Here is a 15,259-nt window from a genome sequence, read left to right as displayed (position 1 = left end):
GCTGTTTTTATTACTTCATTAAATCAGCCTAGACATTGCCTCCACCATGCTCCGCAAAACGCCCCTTCGACTTATCGTGCACTTGATCATGCCGTGGCCAAGGCCAACCGCCAAATTGTGTTCGCTGATAATCGTGAAATGCTTGCTGCAATTCAGCTCTCGTATTCATTACAAAAGGGCCATGCTGTTCAACATGCTCGCCAATTGGACGACCTTGCAACAACAAGAATCGGGCTTTTTTACCCTGATTCCGCAAAGCCAAAGCAGAATCACTTTTCAAGACGAACGCTTCATTAATAGAAGCACTTTCTTCATCTAACGTAACCTTCTCACCTTCAAAAAAGTACAAAGTACGGCTCAAACCAGCCGCGGCAGCAGGGAGTGTCCATTCCCCCTTTTCAGGTAAATCGATCAACCAGATAGCAACATCGTTGTTGCTATCTGCCGCCCATGAATTAGGTGGACAAGGTGAAGGCTCAGCATTTTGAAGCCCCCCAGCAACCACTTTCACTTGAGTTTCCAGACCCTTATTATCTAAGGCTTTCACCACAGGCGTATCTTCATTCCACAGCATGGCAAAATACGGTGGCACCATTTTATTTTTGCTTGGCAAGTTCAACCAGATCTGAAAAAGCTCTAATGGATTAACATCTTCTTCGTTCAGCAAAGGGAACATTTCGGAGTGTTGAACACCGGAGCCCGCTGTCATCCACTGAGTATCACCTTCACCATAACGACCTGCTGCACCAATTGAATCCGCATGGTCAACAAACCCTTTGTTTACGACCGTTACCGTTTCAAACCCACGATGCGGGTGCGCAGGAAAGCCAGGAATACTTTTACCATGATACATACGCCAGCCATCGATCCCGTCAAAGTCTTGCCCCAATGGTCGCTTGTTTAAGGGTGCATCAGGCCCCATTAGGTTATTAGCCTTAGGATAAACATCATTGTGAAAAGCGCAAAATAAAAAGGGGTCAAATGTTGGCCAGAACATTTGCAGAGGAATTCGTTTTAAAATTGATGAGCTCATTATGCTTCTCCACCAAGAAATAGTGTAACTAATACACTTAGCATAACATCTATAATGTTGATTTTTTTATGCTGTTATTTGCTCCAAAATATCGATTTTTTAGATATGTTGTTTGACGTATTAATAGCATAAACAATGCAAAACATTAGCCTCTTGGAAAAATGACCTTAGCTGTGCAACCTACTGAATCAGTATTATCTTCAAGTGAGAATAAACAATGATACTTGGCGCAAATATCACGTACTATCATCAAACCTAAGCCATAACCTTCACCGCCAGGCTTACCACTCAAACCACAACCAGTATCAACAATAGACAACTGATTTTCTGATATCACCAGGTTCACACAACCCTCTTCAGTACAAGCCATGGCATTTTTTAATAAGTTTCCTACTAAAATATGAAAGGTAGGAATAGGCAACTTAGTAATAATTTGACCATTGTCCACAATATCAACCGCAACAGACTTCCCAGTAAGGTACCCCAAATGCGTTTGACGAATGTCTTCAAATTCACTCGCCTGCACAACACGTGAAGCAACAGCAGACAAATCCTCATCTCGGGTGAGAGACAACAGCGTTGTAATATAGTCTTCCATTTCTTGGCAAGCTTGAACCATACGTACTCGCTGCCGCTCTAAAAATACTTTTGAATCAGACTTGCCAATTAACGTCACAGCCCCCTTCATAACCATTAAGGGTGTCCGTAATTCATGGCTCGCATAACGATTAAATGCGCGTTCTCGCTCTATTAGTTCTCGAATTTGGTTTTGATAACTGTTTAACCGATCAACCAACTGCCGAATTTCTCGTGTCGCCGCACCTTCTGGTAATTCAATGGCTGACAAAGAAGAGGGGCTTCGCTCTTCCAAGCTTTTAGAAAGTTGAGCAAGCGGCTTGGTAAGGCGACCTGAAATTCGCATGACCACCCACAAACTGACAATCAATAACAACAAAGACAATACCAGTTGCGTACTTTGCGTCTCAAACATTTGCTCTTCTGAGGTTTCGTAAATTTCATCGTAATGAATAATATAAAGATCTTTCAACTCACCATTCAACATCACCTTAGAATGCATGGAAAACATTTCTAGCGTCGTATCTGATGCTTGATCCAGCTCGTAAGGTTTATCCACTTCTGTGTTTGAAGCAAGAACAACACCTGAAGGTAAGTTTTCTTTGCCAACATAGGCCTCGGAAAACGGCGGAACCGAAACATGTGTTAATTGCGTGCCGTTCAATAAAGATTCGGCCGTACTTTTATCTTTTAACATGCGATTTTCAGCATAGATCATTTCTATATTCTCGATCATCGAAGTAAACATAGAAAAATGAAAGGCAATAATGGCAAACGCAACGATGGAGAAATAGGTAAAGGTTAGCTGCTTCGCGCTTTTAATTTGTTTCATTCGTCACCTTCAGCAACAAGACGGTAACCCACTTTAGAGACGGTTCTTAAATACGCATGCTCAAATGGTCGATCAATCAAACTACGCAATTGATAAATATGACTTCTTAATACTTTACTATCAGGTTCATCATCGCCCCATAGAGCATCACAAATCTCATCTTTAGACACCACATCTGGGGCTTTTTGAATAAGGCATTTTAAAATAGTGTACTGAGAAGGATTTAAGGAATAACGTCCACCCTCACGCTCTAACACTCGCGTATTCATATCCAAAGATAAATTACCGTAAGTTAACGTGCGATTCGCGACACTGCCCTTTCGTCTTCTGACCAATGCTTGCAAGCGAGAATCAAGAATTTCCAAATCAAAAGGCTTCACCAAATAATCATCCGCTAAATGATCAAATCCCGTCAAAATATCATCCTTGGTATCGCGAGCTGTCAGCATAAGAATGGGCGTATCAATACCCGATTCTCGCAAGGATTTACATACTGTTAAGCCGTCCATTTTAGGCAGCATAATATCTAAAATAATGGCATCGTAATGTTCCGTTTTAGCCAACTCATATCCTTGTAGACCGTTGTTTGCGTAATCTAATACGTAATCTTTGATTTCAAAGTAATCAAAGATTACGCCCGCAATATCTTTATGGTCTTCCACTAAGAGTAATTTCATATTTGTCTCAATTATCAAAAACGCTGTAAAAAAAAGTGGGGTAACAAAGCTGAATTGTCACATAAACGCATGAAAAAAAAGTGAATCATCTTTTTACGACACCGCTATTATTAGGATGCATTCATAATATTTTCCATACTAGGAGATTCCAATGAGTGCCATTCCATACAGACAATACGCGAACGTTGAATCCGCGGTAAAAGAAACAAGCGCAAAAACAAGTGTAGCAAAGGCTCTACCACTGGTGTCAGTGATTATTCCTTTCCTAAATGAAGCGGATGTATTGGCTGCTTGCCACCTTAGAGTCTGTGAAGCACTTTCTAAACTCAAACAACATTGTGAAGTTATCTACATTGACGATGGCAGTAATGACAACAGCTGGGAGTTAGTCAGTCATTTCAAACACCCTCTACACCAAATACGCAGCTTACGATTAAGCCGAAACTTTGGCAAAGAAGCAGCAATGAGCGCAGGCATGAAAGTCGCAACAGGCCGCTGCACCATCTTACTTGATGCCGACCTGCAAGACCCACCGGAATACATTCCCGACATGGTACAAGCATGGCAAGATGGCGCTCAAGTTGTCGAAATGCAACGTCGCGAACGTCACGGTGAAAGCTGGGCAAAACGCACCACGGCACATTGTTTTTATCGTTTTATGTCCAAAATTAGCGATCACCCCATTACCGAAAACGTCGGTGACTTCCGCCTCATGGACCGAAAAGTCGTCAATGTTATTAACACCTTGCCAGAAAGAACTCGCTTTATGAAAGGTTTACTGGCTTGGCCTGGTTTTACCCGCAAAATACTAACCTTTGACCGAGACCCTAGGCTCGCAGGCAATACCAAATGGAACTACCCAAAACTTATTCATTTGGCATTGGAAGGCATTACTTCATTCAGCACCAAACCACTGCGATGGGCGACTATGGCAGGCCTAATCACATCGGCTATCGCCTTCATTATGGCACTGGTTATATTTACCAAAACCCTTGTATGGGGAAACCCTGTGGCAGGTTACCCATCAACCATACTCATCGTATTGTTTTTAGGCGGCATTCAACTTCTATCTATTGGTGTACTAGGCGAATACGTTGGCCGACTATTCATTGAATCCAAACAACGACCATTATATGTGCTAATGGAAGACACCATGACAAAACCCACCTTTAAATACTCGGATTCTGAATAATGCAAACGCCGAACACACCATTACCCACGACAAAATTCCTACTGATGCTACTAATCAGCTGCTTAATAATCCGCTTTGTTTCCCTATCACTTTATCCATTAATGGATACCACAGAAGCTCGCTATGGTGAAATGGCACGCATCATGTTCGAGACGGGAAACTGGGTCACTCCCATGTTTGACTACAAGGTACCATTTTGGGGAAAACCGCCCATTTTCACCTGGTTAAGTAGCCTTGGATTTAGTCTATTTGGCATCAGTGAATTCGCCGCACGCGTGCCCCATCTTATCGTTGGACTAGGCGTGATTTGGCTGGTTTATAGGCTAGCAAAAGATCACTTCCAGTCTTCCGCAATGGGCCTTTTTTCTGCAAGCATATTGGCTTCTACCATCTCATTCATTATCTTGAGTGGCGCAGTCATGACAGACACGGCACTTACCTTTTCAATTACCCTAAGCATGATCAGCTTTTGGCAAGCTTGGAACAATAAAGGCGATATTTGGGGCTACTTATTCTTTATCGGTTTAGCGTTAGGTATGCTATCAAAAGGTCCATTAGCAATCGTATTGATTGGTATAAGCTTAACCATTTGGCTGCTTCCAAACTCGCGCTGGAGAAAATTATGGCGCATTCTACCTTGGGGCTATGGCACATTACTTTTCCTCGTTATTTCTGTGCCTTGGTACGCTCTTGCCGAATACAAAACACCAGGCTTTTTAGACTACTTCATCGTTGGTGAACATATTAAGCGTTTTATCGTCAGTGGTTGGCAAGGTGACCTATATGGAACAGCCCACGAACGAACTCGCGGCACGATTTGGGTATATGCCCTAACCTCCATGTTACCGTGGAGTCCACTCCTCCTATGGCAATGGATTCGTGCGATTAAAAACGATAAAGACGTTGAAGAAAGCCCCGATGGGTTTGGTTCCTTCTTATTATTCTGGATGCTATCACCAATGATTCTCTTCAGCTTTTCCGGAAATATTTTGGCAAGCTATGTCATGCCAGCTCTGCCTGCCATGGCCCTATTATTAGCTTATCTTCACAGCCAAAGACCTTTGCCGAACTGGCTCTATAAAACGGGATTAATAACGCCATTTTTGCTTATCGTGCTGGTCAGTGTGCTGCATTACGATTTAATACCAAAGCGTTCCGAAGACAAGATTCTCGCAATTTGGAAACAACAACCAGAAGCGACGCAAAGCGATTTATTTTATCTACATAAACGCCCATTTTCCGGTCAATACTATTCAGCGGGCAAAGCAAAACAACGCTCAACCGACGTGAAATCTTGGCTACCATCACAACACAAAGCATTTTTCATCGTACAATCGAAGAGCGATCATACTGTGTACCCTAATTGGGCCTGTGATAATAGAAACTCTACGGGAAAAGAAAACCTTATGTACTGTGAGAGTAAACTATAAACTTTAATTTCTAGGTCAAAAGCAAAAAAGAGCCTTGGTAAAACGCCCCAATAATGGAAGGTTTCATAGCAAGGCTCTTTTTTTATAATTTTCTAAAACAATAATTTAAACAGCAACCGACCCATAACTCGGCTCAGTATGCGAATGATTTAACGCATCATGAGCATGAGGAATATAGACAATGGCATCTTTACCATCCGCTTTCAAAGACTCAGGCACCTCACCTTTCCAAGCAATTTTTCGCTCATCACGAGGTGATACACCAATGTGTTTGCGGTAGCAGCGACTAAAATGTGGTGTCGAGATAAAGCCACACGCCATGGATATTTCCACAATCGACATATTCGATTGCTTCAACAACTTACGCGCTCGTTCAAGTCGCAAGCGTAAATAAAAACGTGACGGAGAACAGTCTAAATGACGATGAAACATACGTTCAATTTGTCGACGAGATACATCCACAAAGGTTGCTAATTCATCAAGTTCAATGGGTTCTTCCAAGTTATTTTCCATTAACTCGATCACGTCCACCAGCTTCGGAGTGCAAACACCAGCACTGTTAAACTGACGCATTGGCATACGCTGCTGATCGGATTCGTTTCGAATACGATCACAAATAAACATATCGGAAACCGCATTGGATAATTTAGGTCCATGCTGCTTAGTCATCATGTTTAAGAACATGTCCATTGGCGCACTGCCACCTGAAGATGTCAGGCGATCTTTATCGATAGAAAACAGCTTGTTATTACAATTCACTTTCGGAAAGGTTTCTTGCAAAGCGGTTAAGCATTCCCAATGCACACTACATTGATAACCATTTAATAAACCCGCATAAGCAAGTACATAAGCACCAGTACAAATACCACCAAGCTGAACTCCCTTACGGGACTGCTTCATCAACCAAGAAACCTGCTTCGCGGTAAAAGTACGCGTGATATCAACGCCGCCGGCGACAATAATCAAGTCAAACTCACCGCTGCTTTCCATAGACAAATCAGGCGTTAAAACTAAGCCATCACTGGCGGTAACAGGCTGACCGTTTTCAGAAATCAAGTTCCAGCTATACAACTCTTCTGCTGACAGCTGATTCGCCATACGGAGTGGTTCGATCGAAGAGGCAAGCGCAATCATTGTAAAATGATCAAGCAATAAAAAACCAACTTTCGTTGTGCTTCTTGCATCAAAAGCGAGCGTAGCGTTATTTGCCATATTAGTGTCCTCATATGTGTGCTTCATTTAGACAGGCAAAATCCAGACCATGTTTAAACGAGCACTTTTTTATTTTTAAAGGAAATACAAAAACCAAGGTGCCATATTGTATATTCACGCAATGCCTGTCGATTATAGAGAGTAAACCATCCTAAACCTCAATATAGTTAACCTATAGAACATAACACCATGCACTAATATAGAACAAGATTGCGCTTTTATTGAACGCTTATTTAATAAAAATTCGCCAATACCTAAAACTCTACCACCACGTTTGATTTTGGCACCGTACAGCAAGACAACACATAGCCAGCTTCAACATCATCATCGGTAATCCCGCCATTATGATCCATCTGAGTTTCGCCCTCTTTCACCAAGACCTTACAAGTCCCACAAATTCCCATACCACAAGCTTTAGGGATCATTAAATCCAGTTTTGCCGCAGCGTTATGCAATGTTTCTCCAGCCAGTATCTGAATGCTCTTACCACTGCCAATAAACTCGACACGCAATAAGTCTTCTTGATTCACCGCATCCGCTTCGGCCTGAGCTACTTCGGCTTGCTCTATTGCATCTTCCACCACACTAGCCGGTGTCGCACCAAAAGATTCCTCATGGTAGTGACTCATATCAAAACCACGCGATTGCAACAAGGCACGAATCGCTTTCATATAAGGTGCTGGCCCACAGCAGTATATTTCTCGTTCCATAAAATCAGGAGAAATCATGTCGAGTTTGGAAGCGTCCAAATAGCCTCGATAACCCTGCCAAGGCAAACCGTTTTCCATACGTTCGACAATCAAATACAAACCAAAGTTATCTAATCGCGCCGCCATGTGATCCAACTCACGAGTATAAATAACATCGCGCGGAGAACGAGCACTGTGAATAAAGGTCATATCAACGTCGGCATTGGTATCAAACCACCAACGCGCCATCGACATCACGGGCGTAATGCCAACACCACCCGATAACAACAAGACTTTTTCTGCGGGAAAGTCGATACAGTTAAACTGACCAACAGGACCATGCACCGCCAACTCAGTGCCAACCGACATATTGTCATGTAACCAGTTCGATACTTCACCGCCCGGCACACGTTTTACCGTAATCGAAAAACTATAAGGCACAGAAGGCGAACTCGAAATCGTGTACGAGCGCATCACCTGCTTACCTTCAATCTCTAACTCTAACGTGACAAATTGTCCTGGCTTAAAAAAGAACATGACCGGTTGCTGCGCCATAAAGCAAAACGTACGCACATCCCACGTTTCATGAATTACCTTCACACAACGAACATTGTGACGTCCATTCACCCAAGTCTGAGTATTTACCGGTGCTAAATAATCAGCATTCACTATAGAGCTAGAAGAGGAGTCGGTCATATTGAAATCTCTTAGTTAAAATTGTCTTACACCTACTCTTAATGAAAAAGAGTGACACCGTTTCGAGCCATTCTGGATCCTGTTGATCAACGCAAGTTAACTCTGCGCGACAATTAGTTGCTCATGGCAGTCAGAGCTAGAAAACACCAGCGATCACGAGTCGATTTATGTATCAACTCCTGTCGTTAATGGTCATTTCTTTCCCCATTGATTAAGCGACTATAGCCTCGTAGTCAAAAGACGCATTCCAACACTCTTTTTGTCATTAAGGCCCAGAAAGATGAATCAACACGACCTCCTGAATGTACGCCATGCTTCCTTAAACGAAGCGAAAACAGCCATGACAAACATGCTAGAAAAACGTCCTAGCAACTACTCACTCGACGCCCAACTTTACAACGACCCACACATGTTCAGAATCGACATGGAAGAAGTCTTTCAAAAAGAGTGGCTATTTGTGGGTATGACCAGTGAAATTCCGAAAAAAGGCGACTATATCACCGTCGAGATAGGGCAAAATCCGGTACTGATTCTGCGTGACGGCGAAGGTAACGTGAACGCCTTTCACAACACTTGTCGACACCGCGGCTCAATACTGTGTACGGAACACAGGGGCAAGGTTGCCAATCTAGTATGTCCTTATCACCAATGGACTTACGACCTGAAAGGCAACTTATTGTTTGCCGGCACAGAAATGAACAAAGACTTTGACATGAAGCAACATGGCCTAAAATCGGCGTTTTGCAAAACAGGCGGCGGCTTCATCTTTGTTTGCTTAGGTGAAACAGAACCAACCGATGAATTTGACGACTTCTTAGTCACGCTAGACGAATACATGGAACCCTACGACGTGGAAAACACCAAACTGGCCGTTGAATCCACCATGTACGAACGTGCTAATTGGAAACTGGTATTAGAAAACAATCGCGAATGCTATCACTGCTCAGGCAGCCATCCAGAATTACTCCATACCTTATTAGAGTGGGACGATACGGAGGACCCTCGCGCCACACAAGACTTCTTAGAGCATTACGCACAGCAATCAAATCAGTGGGATGCAGAAGGTATTCCTCATAAGCTAAAAAGCTTTGGTGAAGTACAGCGTAATCGCATCGTACGCATGCCTTTAAAGAAAAGTACCAAAGTAATGACGATCGATGGCACAGCCGCCAGCACAAAAATGCTCGGCCGTATAAAAAACCCCGAACTTGGCTCCATGCGAATTCTGCATTTACCCAACTCGTGGAATCATATGCAATCAGACCATTTCATCGCTTTTCGGGTGCTGCCTGTATCGGCTCAAGAAACCATAGTGACAACCAAATGGTTTGTTCACAAAGACGCTGTAGAAGGTATCGATTACGAGACAGATACCTTACGCAAAGTGTGGGACGCTACCAACGAACAAGACAAAGTCCTCGGCGAACGCAACCAACTAGGCATTAACTCCATCGGTTACCAACCTGGTCCTTACTCAGAAACCTACGAATTTGGTGTTATCAATTTTTTAGACTGGTATTCCTCGACAGTACAAAAAAATCTAAACACCAAATAACGCACATCCCTGAATGTTTTTCTAGTCCCTCTAGAAAAACAAAAAGCGAATCATTTGATTCGCTTTTTGTTTTTATAAATATTATTCTGAAAACAATTCAAAAATCAGATTCCGAAACCAAATATTACCCGTATCTTGATGATAACGTCGATGCCAAAACATATTGATTTGAGCCGGAGGAATATCGACAGGATGAGGCTTGACGATCAGCTTTAGATTCTCCGCAGTTTGCAGTGCCAATTTTTCAGTCACTGTGGCAATTAGATCCGTTTTCGACACAATATATGGAGCAGAAATAAAGTGCGGCAACTTCAATTTACTCACTCGTAAAATACCACTTTTAGCTAATAATTTTTCTACACGACCATGTCCAGTGTCCTGAGCCTCTATCACAATATGCTCCGACTCAGAGAAGCTTTCTAAGGTAATGACCCCTTTCGCATGAGGATGACCCTCACGCATCAAACAGACATAATCTTGCTCGAACAACCTTCGCTGATAAAACCCCGCCTCTAACTGAGGTAACAACCCAATAGCAAGATCCACACTTCCTGTTTCCAACTCTTCTTTCAAAGACTGACCTTGGTCTCTCACCGTACTAACTGAAATATTAGGAGCATGTTCAGCAAGGTATGCCATTAGCCGAGGCAACATATAGATCTCGCCTAAGTCCGTCATATTAATGCAGAAAGATCGATCACTCAAAAGTGGATCAAAACGCTCCTGATAATTTAAACCGTCTTGCAATGTACTTAACGCATAGCCAACAGACTCCGCAATACTGTCTGCAAATGGCGTCGGTCTCATACCTCGAGCCGTTCGTTCAAACAGTTCATCATGCAGCGCTAACCTCAATCTTGCTAAGGCATTACTGACTGCCGGTTGAGTCAACCCTAGCTGCTCAGCCACCAACCCAGTTTTGCGCTCTCGGTACATTAGTTGGAAAACGACCAACAGATTTAAATCAATGTCTTGTAGGCGAATCATGTTAGAGATCTCACTATCGTGAATATACATTATAAGAGTTATTTTATATCTGAATATCTCAACAACTTCTATAGTCAGCTTCATACAAGAGCATCGCACATAAATCAAACAATAATAAGCAAGAGCGACCATGGATATACTCATTAAACCTACCAACAAAACAATCAGAGCATCACAAGGCAGCACCTTACTAGAGGCATTTTTGGAAAATGGCATCGACATTTCTTATAGCTGCTTATCCGGTCGCTGTGGAACCTGCCGCTGCAAAATCATAGAAGGTTCGGTGAGTGGACCATCCGCAGCAGAAGGGCGTTTAGCACAGCATGGCCAATTCGTTTTAGCGTGCCAAAGCCGTATAGAAACTGATTCAGTCATTGAAATTCCTGAGCCTGATGAAATCATCACACACCCAACAAAAACCCTAAAAGCAGAAGTAGTCTCTTACGACGAACTATCTAAAGATGTTCGCAGACTGAGACTTAAAACCAACAAAGCGTTTGACTATTCTCCCGGACAATTCTCGAATCTCAGCTTCTGGCGAGAAGATGGCACCCGTTCCTATTCCATGGCAGGAGTAACAGAGGACGACACTCTAGAATTTCATATTCGTCTAGTCCCAAATGGACGCGTAACGTCAAAACTGGATGAACAGATGAAAGTCGGTGCATCCATCAAACTAAATGGTCCACTGGGCGCGTCTTACCTAAGACGTAAAAATACCGACCCCATGCTTTGCATCGCCACAGGCACAGGGCTCGCCCCTATTATTTCAATTGTTCGCGGTGCCTTAGAATCCGGCATGCAGAACGATATTCATTTGATCTTTGGAGCTCGAACAGAAGAAGATTTATACGGTTTAGACTATCTGGATCGTTTAGCTTCAGGACACAGCAACTTCCAATATTTAATCGCCTTGGACCATACAAAACCGAATAGCCCACACTTCAGAGGTTTGGTCACTGACGCCATCGCAGAAAATTTCCCCGACCTTAAAAGCTGGCGAATTTATTTAGCTGGTGCACCAGCAATGGTGGAAGCCGCTTCTCTAGCCTGCACCAAACGCCGCGCGAACATCGAACGAATATACGCCGACGCCTTCTACCCGAGCGGAGTATAAGTTTTTAACTAAAAACAATGCCTTTATAGGAAACCAGTCATTTCTTAAAAGGACAACATTCAACCCACAATAAAGATAAAAAGGGTGAACAAAATGAGTCATGAAAATCGCATTCCCATGACCCACGTATGGGAACATGAAGACACCAGCCGAATTCCTTTTTGGGCCTATACGGATGAAGACATTCATAAACAGGAACTAGAAAGACTTTTCTATCGTAATCATTGGTGCTATGTCGGGTTGGAAGCCGAGATACCTCAACCAGGCGACTTCAAACGTACCGTCATCGGCGAACGCTCTGTCATTATGGTTCGCCATGAAGACAATAGCATTTATGTTGTAGAAAACGTCTGCGCCCACCGTGGCATGCGCTTTTGTCGTGAAAAACATGGCAATACAAAAAGCTTTACTTGCCCTTATCACCAGTGGAATTACGATTTAGAAGGCAATTTACAAGGTGTTCCTTTCCGGCGAGGCGTAAAACAAGAGGGTAAAGCTAAAGGCGGAATGCCCAAAGATTTTAAAACGTCAGACCATGGCTTAACCAAGCTATTAGTCGCGGAACGTGGTGGCGTGGTTTTTGCCAGCTTCGATCATGACATAGAGTCGCTTGAAGACTTTCTGGGACCAACCATGTTGTCCTATTTCGATCGCATGTTTAATGGTCGAAAACTCACCTTATTGGGTTATAACAAGCAACGCATTCCGGGCAATTGGAAACTAATGCAGGAAAACATCAAAGACCCTTATCACCCTGGCTTATTGCACACCTGGTTTGTTACGTTTGGCTTATGGCGCGCAGATAACCGGTCAGAATTAAAAATGGATCAGCATTTTCGCCATGCCGCGATGATCTCGACTCGTGGTTCCGGTGGTAAGGACACACAAACTACCAATGTCTCTAGTTTTAAAGAATCCATGCAACTCAATGACCCTAGTTTCTTGGATGTAGAAGTAGAGCCATGGTGGGACGGCCCTACTGCCGTCATGATGACGCTTTTCCCAAGTGTTATTTTGCAACAACAGGTTAATAGCGTCAGTACTCGTCATATTCAGCCAAACGGCCATGGTTCCTTCGACTTTGTCTGGACACACTTTGGTTACGAAGACGACACGCCTGAAATGACAGAACGGCGTTTACGCCAGGCTAACCTCTTTGGTCCAGCAGGTTTTGTTTCCGCAGATGATGGTGAAGTCATTGAATTCTCCCAGCAAGGTTTCGAGCAGAAACCTTTCCATCGATCATTAGCAGAACTGGGTGGAAAAGAGATAGAAGACACCGATCATATGGTGTCTGAAACCTTGATCCGCGGCATGTACGCCTACTGGCGCAAAGTGATGGGAGTATGACCATGAAAACAGAAAACTATCTAAGATTAACTCAGTTCTACCAAAACTACGCAACCGTCGTTGACCAAGCTAATTGGAGCGCATGGCTCGATATGTTCACTGACGACTGTATTTACAAGGTTCAGGCGCGTGAAAATTACGACAGAAACTTACCCATGGCCGCTTTATCACTCACCAGTAAAGGCATGCTGCAAGACCGTATTTACGGTATCACTGAAACCATTTTTCACGACCCTTACCACCAGCTCCATATGGTCTCATCCCCCCTGATCCTTAGCGAATCGGATACCGGCATTATTGAGTCGCAAGCCAATTACACCGTCTTACGTACCAAAAATGACGGCATTGCCGAAGTGTTTAATGTTGGCCGTTACCTTGACCGCATTCGAATCACTCAAGACAGCATAAAGTTAGAATCTCGTCTTTGTATTTTCGACAATGAGATGATTCTAAATTCACTTATTTATCCAATTTAGGCCATTAAAAACAACGATAGGAGGCATTCCCATATGAGTGATAACTGGATCAGCACCATTCAAATGGATGATATCCCTGAAGACGACGTCATTGGCATTCATGTTAATGGTCATCAGGTCGCTCTTTATAAGGTCGAAGATGAAGTCTTTGCCACAGACAACGTCTGTACGCACGGACACGCTCTGTTAAGTGACGGATTCTTAGAGGATGGTGAAATCGAATGCCCTCTTCATCAAGGGCGATTTTGTATAAAGAGTGGCAAAGCCATGAGCGAGCCACTTACCCAAGATATCAAGACTTATGCAACTCGAATGGAAAACGGGCAGGTTTTCCTAAAATTTAGTTAAAGCATATTTTTGGCTCTGCATGGTGACGTAAAAAACCATCAAGAGCGTGTTAGCCAGCAAACAATAAATATAAATGATCTGGAGAGAACAATGAAGAAATCCCTATTACCACTCATCACAGCATGCTCTATTGCGCTCATATCCGCCAGCGCCTCGGCTCAAATCTTGTCTATCGCCTCGCCGCCGCAAGGGTCTGTGTGGAATACCATGAGCAATGGTATTGCTAATGTAGGTCGCTCCAAAGCAAACATTAATCTAGTCGTTCAGCCTTACAGTGGAAATCGAGCCATGATGGATGCGGTTAACCAAGGCCTAGCTGAATTCGCCATTAATGATGTCAACGACGCCATTGTCGCAGTTCAGGGGAAAGGCGATTACCAAGGCCGAGAACGCAGCCATTTAAACATTGCTCTGCGCATTAGCCCCCAACCTATTGGCATTTTTGTGCGTAAAGATTCAGGTATCAATAAAATCGAAGACCTAAGAGGCAAACGCGTTGCCTCTGGCTGGAATGCCTTTCCAATTGGCCGCCCCCATATGGAAGCCATGCTAGCCACGGGTGGATTAGTTTGGAATGACGTTAAAAAAGTCCCTGTCCCTGACTTAATTCGCGCTGCCGATAATCTATCATCAGGGCGCCTTGACGCCACCTACTTTGCCATAGGCGGACCAAAGGTTGCAGAAGTAGACGCCTCCGTCGGCGGTGTGAAATTTTTACCAGTTAACACCGATCAAGCTGCGCAAGACGCCATCTTAAAAATACGTCCAGCGTTTTATTTTTCCGAAGCCAAACCTACACCGCACCTTGTCGGCTTAGAAAAAGCAATGAAGATGCTAACTTGGGATAACGTGCTAGTGGTCAACGATAAAGTATCAGACGAACAAGTTTACCAAATGGTGAAAGCGATTTTGGAACACAAAGACGCCTTGATACAGCTTTATCCTGGCTTCAAAACCCTAGCTGTGAATACGCCAAATAAAAACTACCCAGGTATTCAATATCATCCTGGAGCCATTCGTTACTTCAAAGAAAAAGGTCTGTGGCAGGAATAAACCACCATTTTTTACTTTTATTTCAATTTCTGTTCC

The 15,259-nt window shown here is 43.4% G+C and carries 14 protein-coding genes; 8 read left to right on the top strand and 6 right to left on the bottom strand.

What is annotated here, in order from left to right:
• Positions 1 to 28 precede the first annotated feature (28 nt).
• The 3 genes from DFP80_RS06405 to DFP80_RS06395 all read right to left on the bottom strand — a co-directional run bounded on the left by DFP80_RS06405 (position 29) and on the right by DFP80_RS06395 (position 3,118).
• Positions 29 to 1,033, bottom strand: coding sequence for a pirin family protein (locus DFP80_RS06405; protein ID WP_113915975.1), 1,005 nt, complete (start codon positions 1,031 to 1,033; stop codon positions 29 to 31).
• 145 nt (positions 1,034 to 1,178) lie between these two features.
• Complete coding sequence (locus tag DFP80_RS06400) at positions 1,179 to 2,441, bottom strand: histidine kinase dimerization/phospho-acceptor domain-containing protein (RefSeq protein WP_113915974.1); 1,263 nt, start codon at positions 2,439 to 2,441, stop codon at positions 1,179 to 1,181.
• Positions 2,438 to 3,118, bottom strand: a complete 681-nt coding sequence (locus tag DFP80_RS06395) for a response regulator transcription factor (protein WP_113915973.1) — start codon at positions 3,116 to 3,118, stop codon at positions 2,438 to 2,440. The genes DFP80_RS06400 and DFP80_RS06395 overlap by 4 nt, the downstream gene beginning before the upstream one ends.
• A gap of 151 nt (positions 3,119 to 3,269) precedes the next feature.
• Here DFP80_RS06395 and DFP80_RS06390 point away from each other — a divergent pair, with 151 nt between their 5' ends.
• Positions 3,270 to 4,310 (top strand): glycosyltransferase family 2 protein, encoded by a 1,041-nt coding sequence (locus tag DFP80_RS06390; protein WP_113915972.1) that lies wholly within the window; start codon positions 3,270 to 3,272, stop codon positions 4,308 to 4,310.
• On the top strand, positions 4,310 to 5,740 hold the full coding sequence (locus tag DFP80_RS06385) for an ArnT family glycosyltransferase (protein ID WP_113915971.1): 1,431 nt from the start codon (positions 4,310 to 4,312) through the stop codon (positions 5,738 to 5,740). The genes DFP80_RS06390 and DFP80_RS06385 overlap by 1 nt, the downstream gene beginning before the upstream one ends.
• 105 nt (positions 5,741 to 5,845) lie before the next feature.
• Here the strand turns inward: DFP80_RS06385 and gbdR are convergent, their stop codons facing one another.
• Both gbdR and gbcB read right to left on the bottom strand, forming a co-directional pair.
• Complete coding sequence (gene gbdR / locus DFP80_RS06380) at positions 5,846 to 6,952, bottom strand: choline metabolism transcriptional regulator GbdR (protein ID WP_113915970.1); 1,107 nt, start codon at positions 6,950 to 6,952, stop codon at positions 5,846 to 5,848.
• 254 nt (positions 6,953 to 7,206) lie between these two features.
• Positions 7,207 to 8,337 (bottom strand): glycine betaine monooxygenase reductase subunit, encoded by a 1,131-nt coding sequence (gene gbcB, locus DFP80_RS06375; protein WP_277749237.1) that lies wholly within the window; start codon positions 8,335 to 8,337, stop codon positions 7,207 to 7,209.
• A 280-nt stretch (positions 8,338 to 8,617) separates the two neighbouring features.
• Between gbcB and gbca the strand changes: the two genes are divergently transcribed.
• Positions 8,618 to 9,892, top strand: a complete 1,275-nt coding sequence (gene gbca / locus DFP80_RS06370; protein WP_113915969.1) for a glycine betaine monooxygenase oxygenase subunit — start codon at positions 8,618 to 8,620, stop codon at positions 9,890 to 9,892.
• 81 nt (positions 9,893 to 9,973) lie between these two features.
• On the opposite strand, the gene DFP80_RS06365 is transcribed toward gbca, so the two are convergent.
• A complete protein-coding gene (locus tag DFP80_RS06365) occupies positions 9,974 to 10,879 on the bottom strand; it encodes a LysR family transcriptional regulator (protein WP_113916054.1) in 906 nt (301 codons plus the stop codon).
• 130 nt (positions 10,880 to 11,009) lie between these two features.
• Between DFP80_RS06365 and DFP80_RS06360 the strand changes: the two genes are divergently transcribed.
• The 5 genes from DFP80_RS06360 to DFP80_RS06340 all read left to right on the top strand — a co-directional run bounded on the left by DFP80_RS06360 (position 11,010) and on the right by DFP80_RS06340 (position 15,223).
• The gene (locus DFP80_RS06360; protein WP_113915968.1) at positions 11,010 to 11,996 is read left to right on the top strand and encodes a 2Fe-2S iron-sulfur cluster-binding protein; all 987 of its coding nucleotides are present in this window, start codon (positions 11,010 to 11,012) and stop codon (positions 11,994 to 11,996) included.
• A gap of 93 nt (positions 11,997 to 12,089) precedes the next feature.
• Positions 12,090 to 13,346, top strand: a complete 1,257-nt coding sequence (locus DFP80_RS06355) for an aromatic ring-hydroxylating dioxygenase subunit alpha (RefSeq protein WP_113915967.1) — start codon at positions 12,090 to 12,092, stop codon at positions 13,344 to 13,346.
• Between the two features lie 2 nt (positions 13,347 to 13,348).
• Positions 13,349 to 13,822, top strand: a complete 474-nt coding sequence (locus DFP80_RS06350) for an aromatic-ring-hydroxylating dioxygenase subunit beta (RefSeq protein ID WP_113916053.1) — start codon at positions 13,349 to 13,351, stop codon at positions 13,820 to 13,822.
• A gap of 33 nt (positions 13,823 to 13,855) precedes the next feature.
• Complete coding sequence (locus DFP80_RS06345; protein ID WP_113915966.1) at positions 13,856 to 14,170, top strand: non-heme iron oxygenase ferredoxin subunit; 315 nt, start codon at positions 13,856 to 13,858, stop codon at positions 14,168 to 14,170.
• Positions 14,171 to 14,260: 90 nt separating this feature from the next.
• Complete coding sequence (locus DFP80_RS06340) at positions 14,261 to 15,223, top strand: TAXI family TRAP transporter solute-binding subunit (RefSeq protein ID WP_113915965.1); 963 nt, start codon at positions 14,261 to 14,263, stop codon at positions 15,221 to 15,223.
• Positions 15,224 to 15,259 lie beyond the last annotated feature (36 nt).

The sequence above is a fragment of the Marinomonas rhizomae genome (assembly GCF_003315485.1).
GTDB classification, from domain to species: domain Bacteria; phylum Pseudomonadota; class Gammaproteobacteria; order Pseudomonadales; family Marinomonadaceae; genus Marinomonas; species Marinomonas rhizomae.
Note: the sequence above shows the minus strand (reverse complement) of the source record. Positions and strands in the feature narration are given on the sequence as shown.

What these genes read in the sequence shown, in the direction of transcription:
- DFP80_RS06405 (WP_113915975.1), bottom strand. Translation starts at nt 1,033, where the DNA reads ATGAGCTCATCAATTTTAAAACGAATTCCTCTGCAAATGTTCTGGCCA.
- DFP80_RS06400 (WP_113915974.1), bottom strand. Translation starts at nt 2,441, where the DNA reads ATGAAACAAATTAAAAGCGCGAAGCAGCTAACCTTTACCTATTTCTCC.
- DFP80_RS06395 (WP_113915973.1), bottom strand. Translation starts at nt 3,118, where the DNA reads ATGAAATTACTCTTAGTGGAAGACCATAAAGATATTGCGGGCGTAATC.
- DFP80_RS06390 (WP_113915972.1), top strand. Translation starts at nt 3,270, where the DNA reads ATGAGTGCCATTCCATACAGACAATACGCGAACGTTGAATCCGCGGTA.
- DFP80_RS06385 (WP_113915971.1), top strand. Translation starts at nt 4,310, where the DNA reads ATGCAAACGCCGAACACACCATTACCCACGACAAAATTCCTACTGATG.
- gbdR (WP_113915970.1), bottom strand. Translation starts at nt 6,952, where the DNA reads ATGGCAAATAACGCTACGCTCGCTTTTGATGCAAGAAGCACAACGAAA.
- gbcB (WP_277749237.1), bottom strand. Translation starts at nt 8,337, where the DNA reads ATGACCGACTCCTCTTCTAGCTCTATAGTGAATGCTGATTATTTAGCA.
- gbca (WP_113915969.1), top strand. Translation starts at nt 8,618, where the DNA reads ATGAATCAACACGACCTCCTGAATGTACGCCATGCTTCCTTAAACGAA.
- DFP80_RS06365 (WP_113916054.1), bottom strand. Translation starts at nt 10,879, where the DNA reads ATGATTCGCCTACAAGACATTGATTTAAATCTGTTGGTCGTTTTCCAA.
- DFP80_RS06360 (WP_113915968.1), top strand. Translation starts at nt 11,010, where the DNA reads ATGGATATACTCATTAAACCTACCAACAAAACAATCAGAGCATCACAA.
- DFP80_RS06355 (WP_113915967.1), top strand. Translation starts at nt 12,090, where the DNA reads ATGAGTCATGAAAATCGCATTCCCATGACCCACGTATGGGAACATGAA.
- DFP80_RS06350 (WP_113916053.1), top strand. Translation starts at nt 13,349, where the DNA reads ATGAAAACAGAAAACTATCTAAGATTAACTCAGTTCTACCAAAACTAC.
- DFP80_RS06345 (WP_113915966.1), top strand. Translation starts at nt 13,856, where the DNA reads ATGAGTGATAACTGGATCAGCACCATTCAAATGGATGATATCCCTGAA.
- DFP80_RS06340 (WP_113915965.1), top strand. Translation starts at nt 14,261, where the DNA reads ATGAAGAAATCCCTATTACCACTCATCACAGCATGCTCTATTGCGCTC.